The sequence below is a fragment of the Sphingobium cupriresistens genome (assembly GCF_004152865.1).
GTDB classification, from domain to species: Bacteria; Pseudomonadota; Alphaproteobacteria; order Sphingomonadales; family Sphingomonadaceae; genus Sphingobium; species Sphingobium cupriresistens.
Genome location: NZ_SEOO01000004.1, coordinates 1 through 16,966 on the forward strand (window position 1 = coordinate 1; position 16,966 = coordinate 16,966).

Annotated in this window: 15 protein-coding genes; 13 read left to right on the forward strand and 2 right to left on the reverse strand. The window is 65.0% G+C overall.

What is annotated here, in order from left to right; translation table 11 throughout:
• The coding region (tnpC, locus tag EWH12_RS03545; RefSeq protein WP_129925734.1) for an IS66 family transposase at nucleotides 1–1,102 on the forward strand (1,102 nt) is incomplete at its 5' end.
• Nucleotides 1,102–1,398: a hypothetical protein gene (locus tag EWH12_RS03550; protein ID WP_129925735.1), complete on the forward strand. Its 297-nt coding sequence runs from the start codon at nucleotides 1,102–1,104 to the stop codon at nucleotides 1,396–1,398. The genes tnpC and EWH12_RS03550, both read left to right, overlap by 1 nt.
• Here EWH12_RS03550 and EWH12_RS03555 read toward each other — a convergent pair.
• Complete coding sequence (locus EWH12_RS03555; protein ID WP_242495940.1) at nucleotides 1,376–2,812, reverse strand: TonB-dependent receptor; 1,437 nt, start codon at nucleotides 2,810–2,812, stop codon at nucleotides 1,376–1,378. The two genes, EWH12_RS03550 and EWH12_RS03555, sit on opposite strands and share 23 nt — an antisense overlap.
• 127 nt (nucleotides 2,813–2,939) lie before the next feature.
• Between EWH12_RS03555 and EWH12_RS03560 the strand changes: the two genes are divergently transcribed.
• Both EWH12_RS03560 and EWH12_RS03565 read left to right on the forward strand, forming a co-directional pair.
• Nucleotides 2,940–4,169 (forward strand): TetR/AcrR family transcriptional regulator, encoded by a 1,230-nt coding sequence (locus EWH12_RS03560; protein ID WP_129925737.1) that lies wholly within the window; start codon nucleotides 2,940–2,942, stop codon nucleotides 4,167–4,169.
• A gap of 52 nt (nucleotides 4,170–4,221) precedes the next feature.
• Nucleotides 4,222–5,541, forward strand: a complete 1,320-nt coding sequence (locus tag EWH12_RS03565) for an MFS transporter (RefSeq protein WP_129925738.1) — start codon at nucleotides 4,222–4,224, stop codon at nucleotides 5,539–5,541.
• 49 nt (nucleotides 5,542–5,590) lie between these two features.
• Here the strand turns inward: EWH12_RS03565 and EWH12_RS03570 are convergent, their stop codons facing one another.
• Nucleotides 5,591–5,764: a hypothetical protein gene (locus tag EWH12_RS03570; RefSeq protein WP_242495941.1), complete on the reverse strand. Its 174-nt coding sequence runs from the start codon at nucleotides 5,762–5,764 to the stop codon at nucleotides 5,591–5,593.
• A gap of 28 nt (nucleotides 5,765–5,792) precedes the next feature.
• Here EWH12_RS03570 and EWH12_RS22145 point away from each other — a divergent pair, with 28 nt between their 5' ends.
• The 9 genes from EWH12_RS22145 (at nucleotide 5,793) to EWH12_RS03610 (ending at nucleotide 16,945) form a co-directional block, all read left to right on the forward strand.
• Entirely contained in the window at nucleotides 5,793–5,966 is a 174-nt protein-coding gene (locus EWH12_RS22145; protein WP_165363562.1) for a hypothetical protein, read from the forward strand.
• Nucleotides 5,967–6,257: 291 nt separating this feature from the next.
• On the forward strand, nucleotides 6,258–7,139 hold the full coding sequence (locus tag EWH12_RS03575) for a Rossmann-like and DUF2520 domain-containing protein (protein WP_129925739.1): 882 nt from the start codon (nucleotides 6,258–6,260) through the stop codon (nucleotides 7,137–7,139).
• Nucleotides 7,140–7,218: 79 nt separating this feature from the next.
• Entirely contained in the window at nucleotides 7,219–7,875 is a 657-nt protein-coding gene (locus tag EWH12_RS03580) for a TetR/AcrR family transcriptional regulator (RefSeq protein WP_242495942.1), read from the forward strand.
• Nucleotides 7,876–8,178: 303 nt separating this feature from the next.
• Nucleotides 8,179–9,171, forward strand: a complete 993-nt coding sequence (locus tag EWH12_RS03585; RefSeq protein WP_129925740.1) for an alpha/beta hydrolase — start codon at nucleotides 8,179–8,181, stop codon at nucleotides 9,169–9,171.
• Nucleotides 9,171–10,763 (forward strand): carboxylesterase/lipase family protein, encoded by a 1,593-nt coding sequence (locus EWH12_RS03590; RefSeq protein ID WP_129925741.1) that lies wholly within the window; start codon nucleotides 9,171–9,173, stop codon nucleotides 10,761–10,763. The genes EWH12_RS03585 and EWH12_RS03590 overlap by 1 nt, the downstream gene beginning before the upstream one ends.
• Nucleotides 10,763–11,290: a DUF3237 domain-containing protein gene (locus EWH12_RS03595; RefSeq protein ID WP_242495943.1), complete on the forward strand. Its 528-nt coding sequence runs from the start codon at nucleotides 10,763–10,765 to the stop codon at nucleotides 11,288–11,290. Before EWH12_RS03590 ends, EWH12_RS03595 begins: the two co-directional genes overlap by 1 nt.
• On the forward strand, nucleotides 11,287–12,381 hold the full coding sequence (locus EWH12_RS03600; protein WP_129925742.1) for a hypothetical protein: 1,095 nt from the start codon (nucleotides 11,287–11,289) through the stop codon (nucleotides 12,379–12,381). The genes EWH12_RS03595 and EWH12_RS03600 overlap by 4 nt, the downstream gene beginning before the upstream one ends.
• 212 nt (nucleotides 12,382–12,593) lie before the next feature.
• Nucleotides 12,594–13,895 (forward strand): MFS transporter, encoded by a 1,302-nt coding sequence (locus EWH12_RS03605; protein ID WP_129925743.1) that lies wholly within the window; start codon nucleotides 12,594–12,596, stop codon nucleotides 13,893–13,895.
• 113 nt (nucleotides 13,896–14,008) lie between these two features.
• Entirely contained in the window at nucleotides 14,009–16,945 is a 2,937-nt protein-coding gene (locus EWH12_RS03610; RefSeq protein WP_129925744.1) for a TonB-dependent receptor domain-containing protein, read from the forward strand.
• The last annotated feature ends 21 nt before the right edge of the window (nucleotides 16,946–16,966 follow it).

The following is a 16,966-nucleotide window of genomic DNA, read 5'->3' on the forward strand; positions in this document are numbered from 1 at the left end:
GGTCCAGGTGCCAGCCCCGAGCCGACCGATCCCCGGCAGCATGGCTGGAGGAAGTCTCCTGGCTTACGTGCTGATCTCGAAGTTTGACGACCATTTGCCGCTGTACAGGCAGAACGAGATCATCGCGCGCATGGGTGCCGACATCCCACGCAGCACGCTGGCCGATTGGTGTGGTCGCTCGATGCGGATACTGCAGCCGGTGATCGACCGGATCGAGGCCTCGGTCCTGGGCAGCGACATCCTGCACGCCGACGACACACCGATCCGCGTGCTGGCTCCGGAACGACGCGCCAAGGGTATCGGCAAGGGTGTGATGCAAGGCCGGATCTGGGGCTATGTCTGTGATCAGCGGCCTTGGGCCGGCACCGCGCCGCCTGGGGTCGTCTACCGCTATGCGCCCAACTGGAAAGCCGAGCACGTGCTGGCTCACTTGGGCAGCGCAAGCGGTATCCTACAAGCCGATGCCTACAAAGGCTATGCAAAGCTCTACGAACCCGTCGCGGATGGTGAGCCTCGCTTCCGGGAAGCGGCCTGCTTTGCGCATTGGCGACGCGATTTTCATGACATCTGGACATCGCAAAAATCTGAGATCGCGCACGAGGCGCTCGAGCGTATCGGACAACTCTACGACATCGAGCGCAAGATCGCGGGCCAGCCTGCCGATATCCGCCGGGCAGTACGCCAGGAGCTGAGCCGACCCAAGCTCGACGCTCTGCATAGCTGGGCCGAGAAGCAACTCACCCGTATCTCGACCAAGGGAGACCTAGCGAAGGCCTTTCGCTACGCCCTGGGGCGCTGGCACGCCTTCAGCCTCTTTATCGACGATGGACGCGTCGCCATCGATAACAACGCTGCCGAGCGGGCCGTCAGGCCCATATGCCTGGGCAAGAAGAACTGGTTATTCGCCGGCTCCGAAACAGGCGCCGAAACCCTCGCCCGCGCCATGACGCTGATCGAAAGCGCCAAAATGAACGGTCTCGATCCACAAGCATACATCACCGACTTGCTCAATCGCATCCACGATCACAAGATCAACAGGATCGACGAGCTGTTACCCTGGAACTGGGTGCCGCTCACCATCCCGCTAGCACTGGCCGCCTGATGGCCGCCGTCACTTCCTTGCTCACCCTCGACTATGTCGCCAAGATACTCGACGAGAACGTGGAGTTGCTGGAAGCCATCGTTTCAAACGACGACAACCTCACCTACGGCGCCATCGTCAGCGTCCACACCGGTCTGGACGAGTCCATCACCGCGCTGACGGATCACGGCGTGGAAGAACTGACGGACATGCTTAGCCAAGCACGTCTCACGACCAAGGCCTGGCACCAATTCCTCGATGACTTTATCAACGATCCCGAGCTCGCCGCGCGCTTCAAGGCCCATAAGCCGCGGTAACAATCGGACGGTTACCGCCCATCGTCAGGTGGAAACGATTGTCCAGCGCGGCCGGGGACCAGGTGAACTGTCCGAAAGCGGACAGATTGTCGGTGGTCGCGGTGCTGGCGCGATCGGGGAAGATGGTCGAGGCGGTCGGCGACGGCAGCACGGTGTAGGCTGTGCCGTCGGCATTGAACTTCAGCGTATTGGGCGACCAGGCGTCGTCGCTGACATGTTCATGATAATAGAATAGGCCAGCGACATAAGTGATGTCGGCCAATTCGCCGATCGCCTGGAACTCCTGGCTATATTGATATTGATCGAAATTGGCCAGGCTGTAGCGGCTGAAATTGGCGTTGGGCGAGAAGACCGACAGCACGGTGGCGCCATTGTCATATTGGCTCTGCGTCAGGTCGCGATAGGAACTGATCGATCGCAGCGTCAGATTGTCGGCGACCTCCCAGTCCAGGTTGAGCTGATGGCCCCAGGTCTTGCCGACGCTTTCCTGCAACGGCACGCCGACATTGGCGGTCTTGGCGCGATCGGGCTGCAATTTTAGGATCGGCGCCAGCGCCAGCGATCCTTTGGACAGCAATTGCAGATAATAGGGCGTGGTCGCGTCATAGCTTGTGTCGAAACTGTAGAGCGCCGTGAAGGTGGACGTCGGCTCCCATTTGACCGCGACATGCAGGCCGCGCCGGTCATAGCTGTTGAAATCGGCCTCGCCCGACATGGGATTGTCCACCGTCCCGCCGCGGCGCTGCACCAGTCCGTCCAGTTTGACGCTGATATTGTGGAAACTGGGCAGATCGAGATGGACGACGCCTTCATAGCCGCCATAATTGCTGACGCCGGCGGTGGCGTTCATATGGAACGCGCCGCTCGGCTTGCGAGTGACGATGCTGACGGCGCCGCCTTCGGTATTGCGGCCGAACAACGTGCCTTGCGGTCCCTTCAGCACTTCGATCTGCTCGACGTCGAACAGCGCGGCGCCAAGGCCCTGGGCGCGGCCCATATAGACGCCGTCGACATAGACGCCCACGCCCTGGTCGCGCGCCGGTTGATTGGCGTCGCCCAGCGCGCCGACGCCGCGTATGCCCAGCGTCAACGCCGACTTGCGCGAAAAGAAGGGAGCGATGCGGAGCGAGGGGATCGACCCGTCGCCCAGATCCTCCAGCGACAGGATGTGGCGGTTGCGCAGATCGTCGGCGTTCATCACCGCAATGGCGATCGGCGTGTCCTGCAGATCGGTCTGCCGCTTTTCCGCCGTGACCACGATCGCGGCCAATCCTGCGTCCCCCATGGCGTCGGCCGCCGGGGCCGCCGCTATAGCGGATGTATCGGCCAAGGCCATGCCGGGAACCAGCGCTGCGGACAGCGCGCTTCCGGCCAATGCCGAGGCGTAAAATAGTTTTCCAACCGACTTTTTCATATGCTGTCCCCTCATAAGTCGGCGGCCAATTAGAACGGCTGTATGTCTTTCATGTTACATCTGTATCGGATATTTTTTACCTCCTCTCTTGGTCGGGGTCTTGCTATGCTGCGCCAGGGAGATCCTGATGCACGACCGGTTGGCGCCCTCCATGGAGGCGCAATATTCCTCGAAAGATCGAATTATAGACGCAGTTCTGGGACTGTGGGAGGATGTGGGAGGGACCGGCCTTTCGGTGCGCACCATCGCCCGCGCGGCGGATGTGCCGGTGTCGTCGCTCTACCACCACTTCGGCTCTCTGGAACAGTTGTTCGTCATCGCGCAGGATCATGCCCGCCTGTCCGCCGCCGCCTGGCGCGATCGCCATTTGCACGGTTTGCAGGGCGCGCGGCTGGACGCGATGGCCTTCGCCCCGGTTTTTGCGGCGCTGGTCGACGATTGGGCCTGCGCGCAGCGACGGCTGGCCTTTGCCTGGCGTGAAGGACAGCAACTGGCGGTGCGCGATCCCGGTTTTCAGGAGGGCGCCATGCGCTGGACCCATATGTGGGTCGATATGTGGCGCGAAATCGGCGCGCATTTCGAACTGGAGGACAGCGGCGCCCTGACGGCGCGGCTGTTCGACAGCGAAAGCTTTCTCCATATGATCAACTGGCGCCGGATGGTGGACCGCGCCGGGCTGGACGAGTTCGCCCGCGGCTGGACGGCCTGGCTGTGCGGGCGGGCGATCCCCGATGCGCCGTTCCGCGATTTCGCGCGGGCGCAGGCGCAGCGCGAATTCCCCGCCTTGCCGGAACGGGACGAAACCGCCGGCCGGATCGCCGCGGCCGCGGCCGCGATCGTGTCGCGCAAAGGGGCCGGCAGCATGACCCATCGCGCCGTCGCAGCCGAAGCGGGTCTGACCCTGGGCGTCGTATCGCATAAATTCCGCACCAGCGCCGACCTGATGCGGGCGGCGTTCGATTCGCTCTATCTGGGCAATGTGCCTGCAACCGGATCGGCCGTCGCGCCAGTCGTCGACGATCATTGGTCACTGGGCGATCTTGTCCAGCTGCTCCAGCGCAGCGCCGCCAGCGCCGGGCCTGAGGAACTGACGATCGTCGTGGCGCGCGATCCGTCCTATCGCCATTTCGCCGCGCAACTCCGCTATCTGCGCGGCCGCACGTCGGGCCGCTATCTCCAGGCTTTTCTGGGGCCGGATCACCCGATCGGCGAACTGGAAGCGGCGCTCTTCTCAGGATTTCTGGCAGGCCAGATTCGGGCGCAGCTCGCCGCGCCGGGATATCAATCCCCCGATCGCGTGCATCAGGAACTGGAACAGCTGCTGGCGCTGATCGCGCGCCGCGCCGTGTCACCATAACGTCATCAACGCGCACTAGCGGCAATGCCACCTCTTCAGGACGGCAGCTGCCATGGACCAATCCGATCGAATGGGCGCCGGACGCATCGCCCTTTTCTCGCTGCCGGTGGTGCTGTTCCAGGCCATCGAACTGGCCTGGCGCGCCTATCTGCCGCAACATCTGATCGCGACCGTGGGGCTTTCACTGGGCGTGACCGGGCTTTTGATGGTGGCCATGCGCGGCATGGACGCGATCGCCGACCCGATCATGGGGTGGATGAGCGACCATGTCGATACGCGCTATGGACGGCGGAAACCCTGGATCATGCTGGGTGTGCCGCTCGTCGCCATCGGCGCGCTCGGCCTGTTCCTGTCCGGTGCGGGTACGACCCTCATGACCATCATGCTGGCCAGCGTCCTGCTGCATCTTGGCTATTCGCTGATGGTTACGCCCCATGGCGGCTGGGGGCTGGAGATTGGACGGGACGCCGACGAGCGCACGCGGCTGATGAGCGCGAAAATCTGGTACGCCTCTGCTGGCGCCATCGCGCTGCTGCTGGTGATCGCCGGACTGGAGCGGGGGCTGGGCGTCGGCAAGGCGGGTGTCGCAGCGACGCTCGGCATGATGATTGCGCTGCTCGCGCCGCTGACGGTTTTTCCTGTCATCCGTTTCTTCAAGGAACGGCCGCAACCCTGCCCGCAACCCCAGCACGGCCATCAACCGATCACAGGGTCCGTCCGCGCCGTCTTCGCCAATCCGCTGCTGCGCAAGCCGTTGGCGCTCTATCTTTTGCTCGGCCTGGCCGATGCCGCCAGCGCCACCTGCTTCCTGTTTCTGAGCGACAATGTGCTGCAATTGCACGGTTGGGGCGCGACGCTGTTACTGATCCAGCCCGCGCTGGCGCTGGTCACGCTGCCACTATGGAGCAGGATGAGCCGACGGCATGGGCGCGAGCGGGTGCTCATCCTCGCTTATGGCTGGCAGCTGATCGTCACCCCGTTCGCGCTCCTGCTGCCTGTCGGCAATCTGCCGACCATGATCGGCTATATGATCGCCCGCAACCTGATCTGGGGCGTCGATTACGCCCTGTTGCGCGCCATGGTCGCCGATGCGGCGGATCGCGACATCGTGCAGGGCGCGAATCGGTCTGGCCTCTATTACGGCCTGTCCAGCATCGTCCTGAAACTGGCCATGGGATTGGGGGCGGGCGGCGCGATCTGGCTGATGTCGCTCGCCCGTTTCGACGCAAAGGCGACCCTGTTGTCGCAAGGCGCGGAACAGGCGGTCCGCCTCGCTTACGCCATGCCCGGTCTGCTGGGCGCGCTGGCGGCCCTCATCATCCTGACGCCACGTCCCACGCCCGGCCTGGGAACCCGCGCCGCATCGACCTGAAGCGAAAGGCGCGCCGTCATGGGGATTGCGACGGGCGTGGTCGCGCCGCTCAACTGCCGTCGGACATCAGCGTGCCGCCGTCCACCACCAGATTGTGGTCGGTGACAAAGGCGCCGGCGGGCGCGGCGAGGAACAGCGCCGCGTCCGCGATCAGCGGCGCCGACAATGCGGTGCGGATGAAGCCGGGGAGACGGCGTTGACCCGGACTTGGCGCGGCCCTCATTCGACCGCCAGCTTACGGGCGAAAATTCATGCTCGGCGCCAACATCAAGGACGCCAGGGGCTGGAAGAACCAGACGATGAACAGCAGCGGCGGCATTTCCCGCCATCGCATCTCATCGGCCATCTATCATTATTGCGACATGCCGGGGCAGGCTGGGGAGGCGGAATATCAAGCCGACACCGATTATTTGGCCGATCATTGAGTGCCGCGCATGGGATTTCCGTTTCGGCGCCTTGCTCTGGTCGAACAGCACCCCGCCGATCGTTCGCGGCGACAATATACCTTGGGACATGGCCTTCGACGCGGACCGCGCCAGTTTCGAACCTTTTCGCAAGACCAGCCCTGGTCGGTTGCCGGTCAGCGGCAAGCTCGCCGAATCAGCGCGGCGGGCGGACATGCGCTGTGAGGCTGGCGCGCGCGGCCCGATCTTGCTGTCGCATTCTGCCAGCCGTCGGCTGTTCCGGTCGACGGCGGAATGGTCTAGGCATCCGCCATGCGCAACGACCCACCCTATCGCCGGATCGGCATCATCGGCACGGGCCGCGTCGCTCAGGCCATGGCCCTCGCCCTGCACGCCCAGGCGGCCGATCCGCTGCTGGTGTGGGGCCGCGACCCGGCCCGGCGCGACGCCATGGTCGCTAGGATCGGCCACGCCCAGGCAGCGCATGACCTGACGGCGATCGCCTCCACCTGCGACCTGATCCTGATCGCCGTGTCGGACGACGCCATCCCCGATCTGGTCGCCGCACTGGCGCAGCAACTGCCCGCAAGCGCCACGCCCTTCATCCTCCATCTCAGCGGCCGCAGCGGCGCGGCGGTCCTCGCCCCATTGGCGCAGCACGGGGCCCTGACCGCGGCCGTGCATCCGGCCATGACCTTCACCGGCGATCCCTTGCAGGAGGTCGCCCGCATGGTCGGGGCCCGCTTCGTCGTCACCGCCGACACACAAGCGGCGATCGCGGCCGCGCAAGCGCTTGTCGCCCTGCTCGGTGGCGGCATGGAGCAGGTGGCGGAGGCGCAGCGCGCGCTCTATCACGCCGCCCTTTGCCACGCCGCCAATCATCTGGTGACATTGATCGCCGGCGCGCGCGATGCGTTGGCGGCCGCCGGCGTCGCCGAACCGGGCGCACTGCTGCGCCCACTCGTCCGCGCCGCGCTCGACAACAGCCTCGACCGGGGCATGGCGGCCCTGTCGGGACCGCTGCTGCGGGGCGATGGAGACACCATCGCCGACCATTTGGCTGCGCTCTCCACGACAAGCCCGCACCTGCTCCCCGCCTATCGCGCCATGGCGATCGCGACGCTCGACGCCCTGGAACGCTCCGGCCCACAACCGGCCGCGGGATTGCGGGAGGCGCTGGCGTCCATCGCATAACTATCCAGTTCCTTCATCCTCTCTTGTCGGACGCGCCGCTGCCAAGCTATGCCTGTCGCAGGCAGAAAAGGATGGATGCGTGGCCAAATCGCCGATGAATATGCAGGGCAAGGCGACCGGACGGGCTGGCGAAGCGGAAGAGACGCGGCTCAACATATTGGATGTCGCCACGCTGGAGTTCGCCGACAAGGGGCTGAGCGGCGCGCGCATCGACGAGATCGCCGATCGGACCGACGCATCCAAGCGGATGATCTATTATTATTTTGGCAGCAAGGAAGGCCTGTATCGCGCCGTGCTGGAACGCGCCTATACTGCGGTGCGAGAGATTGACGCGGACAATACGCGCAGCGACCTGGCGCCCGACGCCGCTCTGCGCGACGTGGTCGGCGCCACCTTCGATTATCATCACCAGCATCCCGAATTCGTCCGGCTGGTGATGAACGAGAATATCCTGCGTGGCGCGCATATCGGCGAAATTCCCGGCATCCGCGAACGCAATCGCAAAGTGGTGGAGCAACTGCGCGCCATCTTGGCGCGTGGCGTGGAAAGCGGCCATTTCCGCGAAGGCATCGACCCGCTGGAATTGCATATGACGATCAGCGCGCTCTGCTTCTACAATGTCTCGAACCGCTATACCGTCTCCTACGGTTTCGAACGCGACGTCACCGCGCCCAAAGTGCTGGCGCGCCGGCGCACCAATGTCATCGACATCGTCGAAAGCTGGTGCCGGGCCTGAACCTCGGCGTCTGATCTTCATCTAGCATCATCATGCTGAACATGGTTCGTGGCGCTGGCCTATGCCTCAGCATCCCTCGCGCCTGCATGTCCATTGGCCCGCGAGAAGAGACGGATGCTGAGCCGCAGCAGCGCCGTTGCGCAGTTCGGCGTCCTGTCTGATCAGCAGGCGATGTCCGGTCCTGGCGCTCCTTCGAAGAGAACAGCCTGGCTTCATCGTGCATTATCATCAGGCTTGCCTTCGCACCAGCCGATGATATTGATGTACGAAATAGTTAGCACAAGAATCGGAATGGAGAGGATCATGCAAAGGCGTATCGCGCTGTCATTGGGCTTGGCATCGGGTCTGGCGCTGCTGGCGGCGCACGGGCAGGTTCACGCACAGTCGCCATCTCCCGCTACCGCGCCCGAACCGGCGCTGGGCGATCCGATGCCCGACCGCATCCTGACCCTGGCCAATGGCGTCACCGTCAACGCGGACATCGCCTATTCCGTCATTCCCGGCTACCGCCCGATCATTCTGGATTTGTACCGCCCCGCGGCTCAGGCCGGTCCGCTGCCGCTCATCCTCTACATCCATGGCGGCGGCTGGGCGAACGGCCATACGCGCCAGTCCGGCGCGTTCAGCGATTTCCCCGCAGTCCTGGCCGACCTGTCGGCGCGCGGCTATGTCGTCGCCTCGCTCGAATATCGCCTGTCGAAGGAAGCGCCGTTCCCCGCCGCGATCGACGATGTCCGCACCGCCATTCGCTTTCTGCGCGCCAATGCCGCGCGCTTCGGGCTGGATGGGGGCAAGGTGGCCGTCTGGGGCGGATCGGCCGGCGGCCAGCTCGCGGCGCTTGCTGCGCTCCAGTGCGGCGGCGCGCCGACCGGCGAGGACAAGAGCAACCCCGGCCAGAGCGACTGCGTGCAAGCCGGGGCAGGCTGGTACGGCGTCTATGATTTCGCCACTATGCCGCAGGCGATCGCCGGCGCGGAAAACGCCTATCTCGACTGCGTGAAGCCCGATTGCCCGGCCGATCGCGTCAAGGCCGCCAGTCCCGCGGCCCATGTCGACGCCAAAGACCCGCCAATGCTGCTGATCCACGGCACCGACGACAAGGTCGTGCCCGTCGTCCAGTCGCAGCAGCTCGCCGCCACGCTCAAGGCGGCCCATGTCCCCGTCACGCTGGAGATCATCCCCGGCGTCGGCCATAGCTGGATCGGCGCGGATGCGGCGGCGACCCGCGCCGCCTCGCTGCGCGCGCTCGACCTCACCTTCCGCTTCTTCGACACGCAACTGAAGGGCAGGAAATAATGCGCCGCTTGCTGCTGGCCCTGGGGCTCCTGCTTTCCGCGCCCGCTTCGGCCCAGATCGTCGATCGGCCCGCCGGCGATCCCGTCCGCACGACCGACGGTCTGGTCGCGGGCAAGACGTTGGCGTCGGGCGTGCGCGCCTGGCTTGGCGTGCCGTTCGCCGCGCCGCCGGTGCGCGACCTGCGCTGGCGTGCGCCGCAACCCCATGCCCGCTGGAGCGGCGTCTGGAACGCCGATCGCTTCGCGCCGGAATGCATCCAGCCGCTGCGCGCCCGCAACATCAACCATTATTTCGGGGAGGAAGCGACCAGCGAGGATTGCCTCTACCTCAACATCTGGGCGCCGCCCGGTCCCGCGCCCGCTGGCGGCTATCCGGTCGTCGCCTGGATCTATGGCGGCGGTTTCAACATCGGTTCGGCCTCCATGGCCAATTATGCGGGCGATGCGCTCGCCGCCGAGGGCGTGGTCTATGTCGCCATTGCCTATCGCGTCGGGCCATTGGGCTTTCTCGCACACCCGGAACTCAGCGCCGAAAATGGCGGCAAGTCGGGCAATTACGGCCTGAAGGATCAGGTCGCCGCGCTCCAGTGGATCAAGGCCAATATCGCCGGTTTCGGCGGCGATCCGGGCAATGTGACGATCGCGGGCCAGTCCGCCGGATCGATGTCGGTCTCGTTGTTGCAGGCCAGCCCGGCGACCAAAGGCCTGTTCCAGCGCGCCGTCGGCATGAGTGGCGGCGCATTTGGTGGCATCGGCACGCCCGTCCCGCTCAAGGACGCCGAAGCCGAAGGCCTGGCGCTGCAACAGGCGCTGGGCGCGCAGTCGATCGAACAGATGCGCGACCTGCCCGCCGACCAGTTGATCGCCCGCGCCGCGCCGGTGCGCCGCCGTCCGATCGTGATCGACGGTGATGTGGTGGCGGAAACCCCCGCCAGCGCCTTCGCCGCCGGGCGTCAGAATGACGTGCCGCTGCTGCTTGGCTTCACCCGCGACGAAAGCTTCCGCTCGCTGGGGCCGGTCGCCACCGTAGCAGACTATGAATCCGCCGTCCGCCGCGCCTTCCCCGCCAACGCCGCGACGATCCTGCAACGCTATCCCGCGCGCACGCCGGACGAAGCGCGAAGGCAGGCCCGCGACATCGAACGCGACTCCACCCTCAACGCGCAAATGGCGCAATGGGCGCTGGCGCAGTCGGCCACCGGCAAGGCCCCGGTCCACGCCTATGTCTTCACGCGCGTCCAACCCTATCGCCCCGGCGTTCCCTTCGCCGACCATGATCCTGCGACCGTGGGCGCCTATCATTCGGCCGACATTCCCTATTGGCTGGGCACGCTGGACAGCCTCAACCGCTTTCGCATCACCCGCGACTGGACCGCGGTGGACCAGAGCCTGTCCACCGAGATGATGGATCGCCTGATCACCTTCGCCCGCACGGGCGACCCCGGCCCCAACTGGCCCGCCTTCACGCGCGCCAGGCCCAAGGCGCTGGAACTGGGCGACACGCGCGCCGTCATCCCCTGGCCGCATTTCGCCGACTGGCCGTTGTTCGGCGACGCCCCGCCGCCGGCCGATCGTCCGCGGATCAGGGACTGATGGCGATGATCGACCGACGGCATGTGCTCACCGGCCTAGGCGGGGTGATCGCCGCATCCGCTCTGCCGGCGAGGGCATGGGCGGCGACCGACGCGCCGGGCCTGGATTTCGTCTATGAAGCCATCGTCACGCTGGAACCCACGCAGGAGTTCGGCCCGACTCCGCTCGGCACCCGCAGGCGCATCCCCATCACCGGCGGCAGCTTCGCCGGTCCGCGCATCCGCGGCGCCGTGCTGGCGGGCGGCGCGGACTGGCAATTGCAGCGCGCCGACAACTGGATGGTCATAGAAGCCGATTACATGATGCGCACGGATGACGGCACGCCGATCCATGTCCGCAATGTCGGCCTGACCAACAGCCGCGTTTCCGGCGCCCCCAGCTGTTATCTGCGCACCGTCCCCAGTTTCGAAGCGCCCACCGGCCCGCACGACTGGCTCAATCAGGCGATCTTCATCGGCACGCTCGGCCCGCCGCCCGAAGACGCGCCCAAGCCGTCGGTGCGCATCCGCGTCTATCGCGTCACATGAGGCGGGGTTCGATCCTCGCCGGCGCGGCGCTGCTGGCGCTGGCGGGCTGCGCGAAGACATCGCCCGCGCCATCATCCGCCACCGCCTGCGCCCCAACCGCGCAGTTCGCCTTCGTCTGCGGCGCAAACAAGCCCGAAGACCTTGCCCATATCCCGGCAACCCCCTGGGTGATCGCCAGCGGCTTTGCGACCGGATCGGGGCTGAAACTGATCGACAGCCGCACCCGCCGCGCCAGCCTCTGGTTCACCGCCTCTGCCGATCAGGTCACGCCCGACCCCCGCTATCCCGATTGCGCCACGCCGCCCGATCCGGCGCTGTTCACCGCCCGCGGCCTCAGTCTGCGCATGACTGAAGCGGGGCAGGGGCGGCTGCTGGTCGTCAATCATGGCGGCCGCGAAGCGATCGAGCTTTTCGCGATCGACGCGCGCGGGCTGGCTGCGCCGACCCTGCGCTGGCAGGGTTGCCTCGCCATGCCGCCGGGCCATGTCGCCAATGCCGTCGCCTCCTATGCCGACGGCACGGTCATCGCCACGGTGCTGACGCGCCCCGGCGCCAGTATCACCGATTTCGTGCTCGGCCGCATCACCGGCGGCGTCTACGAACGCGGCCCGCAGGACAGCGCCTTCCGCCTGCTGCCCGGCACGCAGCTGCCCGGCAATAACGGGCTGGAAACGGCGCGTGACGATAGCGGCTTCTACGTCATCGCCTTCGGCCTGCGCGATGTGGTCGCCTATGCGCGCCATGACACGCGCCAGCCGCTCTGGCGCGCGCAGGCGCCCGAATTCATGCCCGACAATATCCATTGGGATGGCGATCGCCTGTTGCTCGCCGGCATGGTGCGCGACGAACCGGCCTGCGGCGGCCTGCGTAAAATCGTCAATGGCGTCGCCGATGGCATGTTGTGCCATCGCGGCTATGCCGTGGCGCAGCTCGACCCGGAAACCCGCCGCTTTTCTCTGGTCGCCTATGGTCCGCCCGACCCGGTCTTCAACGGCGTATCGGCGGCGGTGATCGTGGATGACGATCTGTGGCTCGGCTCCTATCAGGCGGACCGGATCGGGGTCCGGCCGCTACCCCACATGCTACCGTAAATTTGTATGAACTAGTTCGTACATTTTTCTTGCCGAAATAGACGATCTGGCATAGAAGCGAATCTGCAAGATCGGGAAACATATCTCGACTGATGGGAGGATCGGCCATTGACGGCCCAGTGCAGCATCTATCGTCCGAACGCCCCCCGCCCAGACCTTTCGGGCATGGGTCGCCCTGCGACACGCACGCCCCGTTTGCGGCGGACCGCGGCATGAACGCGCCCATCGCGCCGTCCGGGCTGCTCCGTCCCACCCGCGCGCGCATCGGCGTGCTGGCGCTCATCAGCGTCGCCACCCTGCTCAATTATATGGACCGCGCCGTCATGGGCGTCGCCGCCCCCTCGCTGACCGCGGAACTCCATATCTCGCCGGAAATGATGGGCTTCATTTTCTCGGCCTTCTCCTGGACCTATGCCGCGTCGCAAATCCCCGGCGGGCTGCTGCTCGATCGCCTGGGCACGCGCATCACCTATGCCGGATCGCTGATCCTCTGGTCCTTCTTCACTTTGCTCCACGGCCTGGCCGGTAATGTGGCGATGTTGTTCGGCTTCCGTCTTGCGCTGGGCATGGCGGAGGCGCCTTGCTACCCGTGCAACAGCCGCATTCTCAGCAGTTGGTTCCCGCAGGATGAACGGGCGCGGGCCAATTCCGTCTATGCCGTGGGGCAATATGCAGGGCTCGCCTTTTTCAGCCCCGTCCTCTTCTGGGTGGTGGGCAGCTTGGGCTGGCGCGCGCTCTTCGTCATCGCCGGCGTGCTCGGCATGGCCTTTGGCCTGCTCATGTATGCCCGTTATCGCGATCCGGGCGAGAGCCGCCGCGTCAACGCCGCCGAACTCGCCTATATCGAGGCGGGCGGGGGCGTGGCCATCGCCGGCAAGGACGAAAAAATCCCCTTCTCCTGGGCGAATGTCCGCAAACTGATGGGCAAGCGCCAGATATTGGGCGCGTCGATCGGCCAGTTTTGCGGCAACTCCACTCTGGTCTTTTTCCTGACCTGGTTCCCGACCTATCTGGCGACCGAGCGCGGCATGGACTGGCTCAAATCCGGCACCTTCGCCGTCCTGCCCTATATCGCCGCCTCGGCCGGCGTCCTGCTGGGCGGGCAGGTGTCCGACATGCTGATCCGCCGCACCGGCTCCGCCAATATCGGGCGCAAGCTGCCGATCGTCGCGGGTCTGCTGCTGGCCTCCACCATCGTCGCGGCCAATTTCGTTCAGAGCAACACGCTGGTCATCGCCATCATGTCGATCGCCTTTTTCGGGCAGGGCATGGTCAATCTGGGCTGGACCCTGATTTCCGACGTAGCCCCGCGTCAATATATCGGCCTGACCGGCGGCGTCTTCAATCTTTGCGCCAATCTGGCCGGCATCATCACGCCGATCGTGGTCGGGCTGATCGTGGGGCAGACCGGCTCCTTCTACTTCGCGCTCGCCTTCATCGGCATACTCGCGCTGGTCGGGGCCGCCGCTTATGTCTTCATCGTGGGGGATATGCGCCGGGTGGAAATGGACTGAGCGCCAGACAGCCATAACAGATGACCGCCAAGCATATAACCCAAAAGGCCAGTAGAGCCTCGGATCGCCATCGTTGATGTACGAACTAGTTAGTAATAAAAAGGGAGGATAGCATGACATCAGGTTTCCATAAGCAGCTTCGCCTCGGCGGATCGCTGGCCGCCATGGCGCTGTGCGCCTGCGTGTCGCCGCTCTGGGCGCAGGATCAGGCCGCACCGGCCGAGCAGGCGAGTGACGCCGCAGCCGAGCCGGCCACCGCCGACATCGTCGTCACCGGATCGCTGATCGCCCGCCCGAATAATGTCGCGGTCAGCCCGATCGTCACCGTCTCGGATGAACTGGTGCAGCAAAGCGGCCAGATCACGCTCGAAGATTCGCTCAACCAGCTCCCCGGCTTCACCCCATCGGGCAATGCCGGCACCGGCGGCCAGGGATCGGGCGGCCGCGCTACGCTCAACCTGCGCGCACTCGGTTCCAACCGTAACCTCATCCTGCTCGACGGCCGCCGCCTGCCGCTGTCGGACATCAACGGCAATGTCGACATCAACATCCTGCCGGAATCGATCATCGGGTCGGTGGACGTCATCACCGGCGGCGCGTCGGCCATCTATGGCTCTGACGCCATGTCCGGCGTCGTCAATTTCAAGACCGACAAATATTTTGACGGCATCCGCGGCGATATCCAGAACGGCAACAGCTTCCGCGGCGACTATGGCAAATTCAACGCCTCGCTCGCGCTGGGCACCAAATTCGCCGACGATCGTGGCCGCCTGATGCTGGCCTTGAGCTATGGCCAGCGCGATCCGCTCTCCGGTTCGCAGCGCAGCTTCTTCAACGACAAGGTGCCATCGTCCTTCATTGGCACCGGCACCTTCGTCCCCAATGCGCTGAACCTGCCGAATGCGGCCGTGCTCAACGGCCTGTTCGCCGGCTATGGCGCGGCCACGCCGATCAACCCGACGCTCAATCTCGGCTTCAACAATGACGGCTCGCTGTTCGTCCAGACCGGCGCGGTCAATTATAAGGGGCCGACGACCGGCGCCTATGCCGTGGTCGGCGGCAATGTCCGTATGCCCGTCGGGCCGCAGTTGCAGATCCTCAACGCCTTCGAACGCAAGTCCGCCTTCGCCAAGGGGGAGTTCGACCTCACGGAATCGCTGACCGCCTATGGCCAGTTCCTCTATGTCGACTCCACCGTCACCACCGAAAGCGGCGGCAGCCTGACGCAGTTCGCGCCCTTCACCACCATTCCGGTCACCAATCCCTTCATCCCGACCGACCTGTCCACCCTGCTGGCGTCGCGCCCCAATCCGGCCGCACCCTTCCGCTGGAGCGCCCGCTATGTCGGCATCGGCGACAAGGGCTGGGACGAAAATTACCGGGTTCAGCAATATCTGGGCGGGCTGAAGGGCACGCTGGCCGGGTCGTGGAAGTTCGACGCTTTCGCCTCCTATGACGAGACTGTCCACAACCAGTCGATGTTCAACGCGGTGCTGAAATCGCGGGTGCAGACGTTGCTCAACGCTGCCGATGGCGGCGCTTCGCTGTGCGCGGGCGGCTTCAACCCCTTCGGCATCACCAATGCGACCAGCCTGTCGCGCGAATGCCAGCAATATATGACCGCCACGATCAACAGCCGCGAACGGCTGACCCAGACCCAGGTCCAGGGTCAGGTCAACGGCCCGCTGTTCGACCTGCCGGCCGGCCCGGTCCAGTTGGCGCTGCTCGGCGGCTATCGCAAGAACACCTATAAATATGATCCCAGTTCCGATCTGGTGACCAACAATGTTGAGGGCGTCGTCGGCTCCAATCCGGCGCGCGGCGAAATCAGCGTCAAGGAATTTGCGGCGCAGATCGACATACCCTTGCTGTCCGAAACGCCCTTCTTCCACGAACTGGGCGTCGGCGCGGCCTTCCGCTATTCGGACTATAAGCCCAGCGGCAGCGTCAAAAGCTATGAATTCGACGCCCGCTGGCAGCCGGTTCAGTCGCTGCTGATCCGCGGCAGCTACCAACGTGCCGTCCGCGCGCCCAATATCGGCGAACTCTTCTCGCCCGTCACCGGCTCGCAACTCGCCATCGGCACCCCGCCGCTCGCGGTCGGCGATCCTTGCGACGTCCGTTCGGCGGCGCGCACCGGCGCCAATGGCGCGCAGGTCCGCGACCTCTGCCTGGCGCAGGGCATCCCCGCCGCGGCGATCGACGCCTATCAATTCGCCACCACCGCGACCGGCGGCAATATCCAGGGCAACAGCGCCCTGACCCCGGAAAAGGCGAACACCTTCAACGTCGGCTTTGTCTATAATCCCAAATTCCCGTCGCCCTGGCTGTCGGGCTTCTCCTTCTCGGTCGACTATTACAACATCAAGATCCGCAACGTCATCTCCACCATCAATGGTCTGACGGTTCTCGCCAAATGCTATAATCTCGACGGATCGAACAGCAGCTATTCGAACAGCAACGAATTCTGCCAACTGGTTCAGCGTGACCCGACCGGCCAGCTCGTCGCCATCGCTCAGCCCTATCTCAACCTGGGTGCGCTCGACACCGACGGCGTCGATATGCAGGTCAACTGGTCGCTGCGTCTGTCGGAAGCCGGCATCGGCGATGGATCGGGCAAGATCTACGCCTCATCCGCCATCGGCTGGCTGAACCATTATAAGGTCCAGACCCTGCCGGGTTCGGCGTCGCAGGATTTCGTCGGCACCAGCACGCCAGGCCGTCCGCTGCCCAAATGGAAGGCGCTGACGACGCTCGGCTACAGCTCCGACATGTTCGGCTTCGGCGTCCGCTGGCGCTATCAGGGCAAGTTGCGCGACATCAGCGCGATCACCTCGCCCGCGTCGGAACAGGTGGGGGTAAAGCCCTATAATCTGTTCGATATCTTCTCGACCGTCGATATCAACGATAATTTCCAGCTGCGCGGCGGCGTGACCAACCTGTTCGACAAGGCCATCCCCTTCGTCGCCAGTTCGCAGAACGGCACCGATGCGGGCACCTACGACATGGTCGGCCGGTCCTTCTACGTCGGCGCGAAGTTCAAATTCTGATCTCTCCCCCTGTCGTTCCCG